We start from the raw sequence: 6858 nt of genomic DNA, 5'->3' as shown, positions 1-6858 counted from the left end.
CCTATTTAAGTGATGTGCTGAAAAGGTTGCCGACACATAAAGTGACTCAGATTGAAGAATTACTGCCACATCGCTGGAAATCCAACTCAAATTAAAAAATAGGCATGGGGTTCAGCGGACGCTTACAAAGTTTCTTAAAGTTAAGCGCTACCTTGTATATGTAGGGCCAATGAAGTGGACTTACCTTTGTCCTGTTTCGAGTAGTAATTGGTAAGTGTGTAATATACAAAAAACAATGCAGTAGTGTGATGTTTGGAGCCGCCTTTTAGCTTTTTAAAAGGCGGTTTTTTATGCTTGGTAAATTTCACATAACACATAAAAATAAAGGTTGCACTAAGTATAGTTTAGCCCTTTCTTTAAACAATAGTTGAAGCTGATTATAAATTTAAATCAGCTACTTTTATTATGTCTCAATTGAATGTAGTGCTAAAAGAAAAAAGCAGTAAATACGAATAACAGGCTAGTTGAAAGATATGCAATAACAGATAAACAAAAACCGATGGCGTGATACTGAGTTAAAAACCAGTCCCATTTGATCAGCTTTTTTAAAGTTTTGGTGCAGATGCCAGAAGACTTTACTGCAAATGGATAATTGGCTCAGCAAATCGCTGTAAACCCACCAAAATTTCCATTCGAAATTATGCTTTGCCTAAATGCCATTATCAATTGTCGAAATGACCAATAGACATTCATCACAAGAGGGTTATACTGAATCTACCATTTCTAAAAACACATGGAGAACAAAAATGGTTACTGCTGGTCAAAAACCCGGAACAGGCTTCTATTTTTGTGTTCAATGCGGACACCGCGTCTACTTAGAAATTGGTACTGATCGTTTACCACCGTGTACCAAATGCCAAGGCAATCAATTTAACAATAAGAATGCCTAAGCTGCAAAACACTAACAGTTATCCGCTGTTTAGAAAGAAAAGCCCTATCACTCGATAGGGCTTTTTGATAACGTATAACACAGCATAAATAAAAACAAATTGCACATTTAACTGTTCGGAGAAGCCCATGGAAACAATATTAGGACTGTGTATTGGTATTGGCTTAAGTGCTGCCTGTGGCTTCCGTGTCTTTGTACCTTTATTGGTGATGAGTGTTGCTTCCATTTTAGGATTATTCGAACCAATGAAAGGATTCGAATGGTTGTCTATGCCTGCGGTTTGTATTGGCTTAGCAATTGCGACGGTTTGTGAAATCGCCGCATACTATATTCCTTGGGTAGATAATGCCCTCGACACCATTTCAACACCTGCAGCCATGATTGCAGGGACCATCGCTACAATGGCAGTAAGCTCAGGTGAAATGTCACAGTTTGCCAGTTGGGCGGCAGCAATTATCGTGGGTGGTGGTACAGCAACAGCAGTGCAAATGAGTACCGTCGCTGCACGTGGCGTATCTACCGCAACCACAGGTGGTGTTGCAAATCCAATCTTATCTACAGGGGAATGGATTGGTGCTGCAGTCTTGTCAGTATTGGCCTTTTTAGTCCCATTTTTCGTGGTGATCTTAGTGATTGCAATCGTGATCTGGTTGGTTCGCCGCATACGCCAAAAACGAACTGTACAGGTCGATACCCCTTTATAAACCAATCAATATTTCACTCTAAAATGAATCCATCTTTTAGAGTGGGTGATCTGCGTTTTGTTTAATAAATATAAAATTAAAAATCAGAAACTGAGTATTAGCAAAGTTTGATAAAGATTATAAAAATTATAAGAAGCGCTACTGATACACAGACCATCATACAGTTAGAGACAGTACTTTCGGTTGTCTGATTTGGACGCCGTATTTGTTGATGTCAGTTCGAGTGAAAAATACCTTTACTCAACATTCCAAGCACTTGGCTTAAGCGCAAAAAATGCAATCGAGCAATCGCACCTATCCGTCCTAAAAGAGCACATCATTATGCGTTTAAGTCATCCAAGAGACGCCTAAAAAAATCTTTAAATTCGATTGATTTTTGAACAATAAAGGCATAATTTTAATATGTGATTATAAATCACATAATTTTTATATGGATTTATTAATCTTTTGAATTTTATAAAAAATAAAGAGGGGAATGGTAGATGATTAAATTTATAGTCGATGAAAATGCCTTATCGAATGGCTCACATTTAATTCACAATGGCACGCAAGGATGCGTAGATATGCCGCAATTTGACCAGCAAATATTGATTGGTTATTTTGCCAATTTCGAACTCGCTTATAAGCGTGCACGTATGAGCTGGCCAACAGAAAAAGTTGTTGGTTGCGATAAATGCTGTAGTCAAAGCTAGAAATTCAACATGCATTAACCTTGAAATAACGCTGTATATCCAAGAAAAATGGCGCAGAAATTGCTAACTAAAACAGGTAATCGCGTTATTTATAGGATATGCAGCATGACCACAGAAACCATCCGTTCTACAAAATATCCAGCACAGGCACATGCCTATGCAGCATGGCCTTTGATCCTGATCATCATTGGTGGTGCGATTGGACTGGTATATGCTGTGATTGCTTATTTGATCAATCTCAAAATATATGCATCAGACCTCAGCCGAATGAATAAAATTCTGGCCAATTTACTCTGTGGTATGGCAGCATGTAGTGGTTGGTGGTTTAGCGCACAGTGGGTGCAAAGTTATTTAGCTCATTGACCAACACCACGTTGAAAAGATCAACCCTAATATCTGCAGAACATGGATAGGCTTAGATGTCTACTCAAAGGGCGGAGTTTTGTATGAAGTTAAGGGATGAATGTTCAGCGGCGATATATTTTTAAATTTGACGCTGTGCTTGGACGTTTTGTCTGTTGTAAAAGAAAATTTTCTTATAATTGGGTAAATCTGCAGATAAAAAATGCTGAAATGAGCTGAAAAGATAAAATATCCTGCTAAACCTAAAATGGCTGAAAAAATTTGCTGAATTTGTAGAAAATTAGAAAAACTTAGGAAATTAATCCCGATCCTCTTTGGTTAAAGTATATCTCAAGGGTGTGATAGAGATTGAAAAGAGTAGCATGCTGTCAGTGGTGCAAAACACGCGTACAGTACTCACCCAAAAGGTCTCGATTCAGCTTAGGACGCTATAAACCAGAAGTTTATAGGCTATAAGATCATGACTTACAAAGTGATGATAGTTGAAGTAAACAATATTGTTTTCTCTTATACCACCCCAAAAATTTAAGCCAAAATAAAAAAGAATAATGAATCATTACTCCTTTAATCCGCATAAAACAAACCACACCAGTTTAATCACCATAAGCTTAAAGATCATCAGGCATCTCCCGTAAAAATAGTCCTAAGCCAAGTGTTAAATCTGAACGAATTTCATTTTCATCACATTTTCATCGCATTGAATAGCCTCTGTACTTTTTGCTACTTTTTTCAAGCACACCTCAATTTTCAAATCTCGCTGTGGTATGCATTATTGACTCTTAATCTAGTTGGAGAACTCATTTCAATACAAGTTCTCATTGGTTAAAAGTCCTGTCTAGAATTCAAATGATCCCGATGGTTTGAGTGCTAAGCTATGGCGAAAATTCTCGGGAAAAGTCATTTATAAGATGGAAAAAATGCTAAAACATGATGCAAGAAGAAAATATTTTCAATATATCTTTAAATGTGAAAAATATTTTTAAAATAAGCCAAAAACAGTGATTTTCAGGGAAACAATCCCTCATCGATACCACTACTATATATCTCAAGGGTGTGATAGAGATTGAAAAGAGTAGTATGCTGTCAGTGGTGCAAAACACGTGTACAGTACTCACCCAAAAGGTCTCGATTCAGCTTAGGACGCTATAAACCAGAAGTTTATAGGCTATAAGATCATGACTTACAAAGTGATGATAGTTGAAGTAAACAATACTGTTTTCTCTTACACCCTAAAAAATTTTTAAGAATTCAATCGAATAATAAATCCTTCCATCTTTTTCAAAATTCCAAACTTCGCATTCATTCCAGACAAACTTTGATCATTGCTGATGTAATGAATATCACGCAGAACAACTCAAACTTAATCTAAGCTTCGGATTGTCCTTTTTCACAAAGTTGTTATGCTTAACTATCTAAATTTTAAATAATTTTGATATGGGTTATCTGAATCAATTGATACAGGATTGTCTGCAGGCACAGCAGACTAAAGCTGAGCGTATATTTGAGTTTTCAAGTTTTGATGATCTTGCTCTACACGCACATTATATTTATGTGATAGAGCAGGTTGGTGGCGATATACAGCAGACATATCAGGACTATGCTGCATTTAAGGCATTGAAAACCCATGCCTGTGCCAAGTTAAATCAACCCAATCACATTCTGTATGTCGGATCATCACGGACAGGTATAAAGAATCGTTTAAAACAACATTTAGGTTTTGGGCCTAAACGAACCTATGCCTTGCATTTATCGCAGTGGTTTCAGGGCAAATATCGCATCACACTACATCAGTATCCTTTAACCACGAGTGCAAGCATCTTACAGTTACTGGAGGATGATTTGTCTCATTCATTAGCACCAGCCTTTGGTAAATTGGGGACCAATAATCGTTAGGGTTAGACCTGATCGGTTAAAGTCGATTGACAGCGAATTAGTCAGTTGTTATTTTGCCGACATTCTCCCAGTACACAGTCTGTCCATGCCTTTAGATCCCAACTTTGTCTATGCGCCGCCTCAAGGTCCTCTACGTATTTTGTATGAAGATGCAGACTTGGTTGTCATCGAAAAACCAGCGGAATTGCTGTCGGTTCCGGGACGTTTGCCTGAGCATCATGACAGTGCCTATCTTCGAGTTTTGCAACAGTATCCGGCGGCAAAGATTACCCATCGTTTAGACATGGCAACATCAGGCATTTTGATGTTTGCGAAACACCGCGATGCAGAAGTGGCGGTGAGTAAAATGTTCCAAGCGCGAACGGTTCAAAAGCAATATGTGGCTTTGGTTCAGGGCAAACTTGAAGGTGAGGGCAGTGTTGAAGTGCCCCTCATTACGGACTGGGAAAATCGCCCACGACAGATGGTGCATTTTGAATTGGGAAAACCTTCAAAAACCTTGTATCAAGCCATTAGCTATGACGCAAGCAAAGACATTAGCCGAGTATTATTAACGCCAGTGACAGGGCGTTCTCATCAGCTACGTGTACACATGATGCATATTGGGCACCCCATTACAGGGGATCAACTGTATCACCCGAATGCAAAGCAAAGCTCACTCGGACGGATGGCGTTACATGCTTGCGATCTGGCATTTACCCAGCCCTTAACCCAACAAGCTGTTCATATTCATTGCGCAGCAGAATTTTAAAGCATATTCATGTGAATGCTCATTGTTCTTAAAATCTGCTATGTTGCATTGAAAATTTTGTGCAGCTTAGCAAGCTAAGAATAATTACAGCCTTAAATAGATTTTTCTGCTTTAAAAATGAATAATGATGTACAACATATCCCCAATTCTGGGGATATATAAATAATTTAAATATCTCTATAAAGTGTGTGAAATATTTACAAAGATTAATATTAAGTTTCTTTGTCTCTTTTAGTAAATAAATACCATTTCTAAAGTTTTATTATATTTTCTAAAGAATATTGATTGATTATTTTTTAATATGAAAATTTTTTATTAAATTGATTTAAAACAGTATTTTAGTTGAATTGTGTGCAAGTGTGTATTTGGTCAGATAAATACGGTTTTTTGCATTTGTTCTGCTAATATGAAATGAATTATAGATTTTAACTTTTGTAACTTAGGTTTGTTTTGGGGAATAAACTTAAATTATTGAAGCTTATTTTGAGGATTGGCAAATGATCAATATTGCTTTAATCGTCCTTATCATCCTATTAATTGTGGCTCTCCTTTTTGTTTATAACCGCAAATTGAAAAATGATAAAACCCTACGTTCACTGCAAGAAAACTTCGACCGTACGCGGCTAAAACTGGCTGAAACAGAGTCTCAGCAAGATGAATTGAATTATGCAATCAGTCAATTACGTATTCAAAACTGTGGGCTCAAAATCCAAGTCGATAAAGTAGCAAAATATCAACATATTGTAGAGATTGAACAATATGTTAAGTATCGAACTTTACAGGCTGATGGTTTGGTGGAAGTCACCAAAGCCAATGCCGATATCATGTTGAATGATATTCGCGCACAGATCGAACAAGTGCGTCAGTATTTGAGCAAATATCAAGAAAGAGCTAAATCACAAATACAGGAACAAGCCCGTGCCGAGTTAAAGGGTTTGTATAGCCAAGCGCTGGATCAGCAGCATTTGGAAAACATCAACCGTGCTTTGGACAACAAAATACGGGGCTATCAGTCAGCATTCTTTTTACCTTTACAGAGTATTTTAGATCAGCTGATGGATGGCATGAATGAATCTGCGGCAAAGCAAAATTTGACTGCGGTACGTTGCAAAATGATTGATGCAATGGAGCAGCAATCGACTGCAAAATGTAATTATGTTGATGAAGAACGTCGTTTGGCTGCGATGCAATTATTTACATTGGTGTTTAATAGTCGTGCTGATTTGTATTTAGCCCAATTAAATACCAAAAACTTAGGTGAGCTATTGCAGGCTTTGGCGGATGATTTCACCTTGCTCAATGCGCATGGTGTACATTTTAGTCAGGCACGGGTACTCGACAGTTATCTACAATTACGCTTAGAAGAATTGAAAATGGCAGCTTTGGTTTTACATTTCAAAGAAACTCAGGCCAATATGGACGTTGTGGTTTAATTTGAATTGTTATAAGAAAGATCGCTTCGGCGGTCTTTTTTTATGATGAAAGAGATTTCGCTAATGCAAATTGCAACAATTATCCGTTAATCTAAGTCAACAGAATAAAATTCATAAACGATAAGGGAAAGTA

The 6858-nt window shown here is 37.4% G+C and carries 8 protein-coding genes and 1 pseudogene; all 9 read left to right on the top strand.

Annotated elements, in window-relative coordinates; translation table 11 throughout:
• Nucleotides 1-95: transposase domain-containing protein (locus tag FTT99_RS15675; protein ID WP_141192749.1), on the top strand; the 95-nt coding region annotated here is incomplete at its 5' end.
• 558 nt (nucleotides 96-653) lie between these two features.
• Nucleotides 654-890: a hypothetical protein gene (locus FTT99_RS15670; RefSeq protein ID WP_143221616.1), complete on the top strand. Its 237-nt coding sequence runs from the start codon at nucleotides 654-656 to the stop codon at nucleotides 888-890.
• A 127-nt stretch (nucleotides 891-1017) separates the two neighbouring features.
• Entirely contained in the window at nucleotides 1018-1593 is a 576-nt protein-coding gene (locus FTT99_RS15665) for a DUF4126 domain-containing protein (RefSeq protein WP_111884815.1), read from the top strand.
• Nucleotides 1594-1771: 178 nt separating this feature from the next.
• A pseudogene (locus FTT99_RS16640) lies at nucleotides 1772-1858 on the top strand (DUF2569 family protein); the annotation flags it as partial.
• A gap of 217 nt (nucleotides 1859-2075) precedes the next feature.
• On the top strand, nucleotides 2076-2285 hold the full coding sequence (locus FTT99_RS15655; protein WP_180101845.1) for a hypothetical protein: 210 nt from the start codon (nucleotides 2076-2078) through the stop codon (nucleotides 2283-2285).
• A gap of 105 nt (nucleotides 2286-2390) precedes the next feature.
• Nucleotides 2391-2648 (top strand): hypothetical protein, encoded by a 258-nt coding sequence (locus FTT99_RS15650; RefSeq protein ID WP_168378548.1) that lies wholly within the window; start codon nucleotides 2391-2393, stop codon nucleotides 2646-2648.
• Between the two features lie 1434 nt (nucleotides 2649-4082).
• On the top strand, nucleotides 4083-4541 hold the full coding sequence (locus FTT99_RS15645) for a GIY-YIG nuclease family protein (RefSeq protein WP_180034547.1): 459 nt from the start codon (nucleotides 4083-4085) through the stop codon (nucleotides 4539-4541).
• A gap of 85 nt (nucleotides 4542-4626) precedes the next feature.
• Complete coding sequence (locus FTT99_RS15640) at nucleotides 4627-5292, top strand: pseudouridine synthase (protein WP_111884818.1); 666 nt, start codon at nucleotides 4627-4629, stop codon at nucleotides 5290-5292.
• Nucleotides 5293-5789: 497 nt separating this feature from the next.
• Nucleotides 5790-6725 (top strand): hypothetical protein, encoded by a 936-nt coding sequence (locus FTT99_RS15635; RefSeq protein WP_180130304.1) that lies wholly within the window; start codon nucleotides 5790-5792, stop codon nucleotides 6723-6725.
• Nucleotides 6726-6858 lie beyond the last annotated feature (133 nt).

Origin of the sequence: Acinetobacter sp. YH12040, assembly GCF_013420005.1 — a bacterium.
Lineage (GTDB): Bacteria > Pseudomonadota > Gammaproteobacteria > Pseudomonadales > Moraxellaceae > Acinetobacter > Acinetobacter amyesii.
Note: the sequence above shows the minus strand (reverse complement) of the source record. Positions and strands in the feature narration are given on the sequence as shown.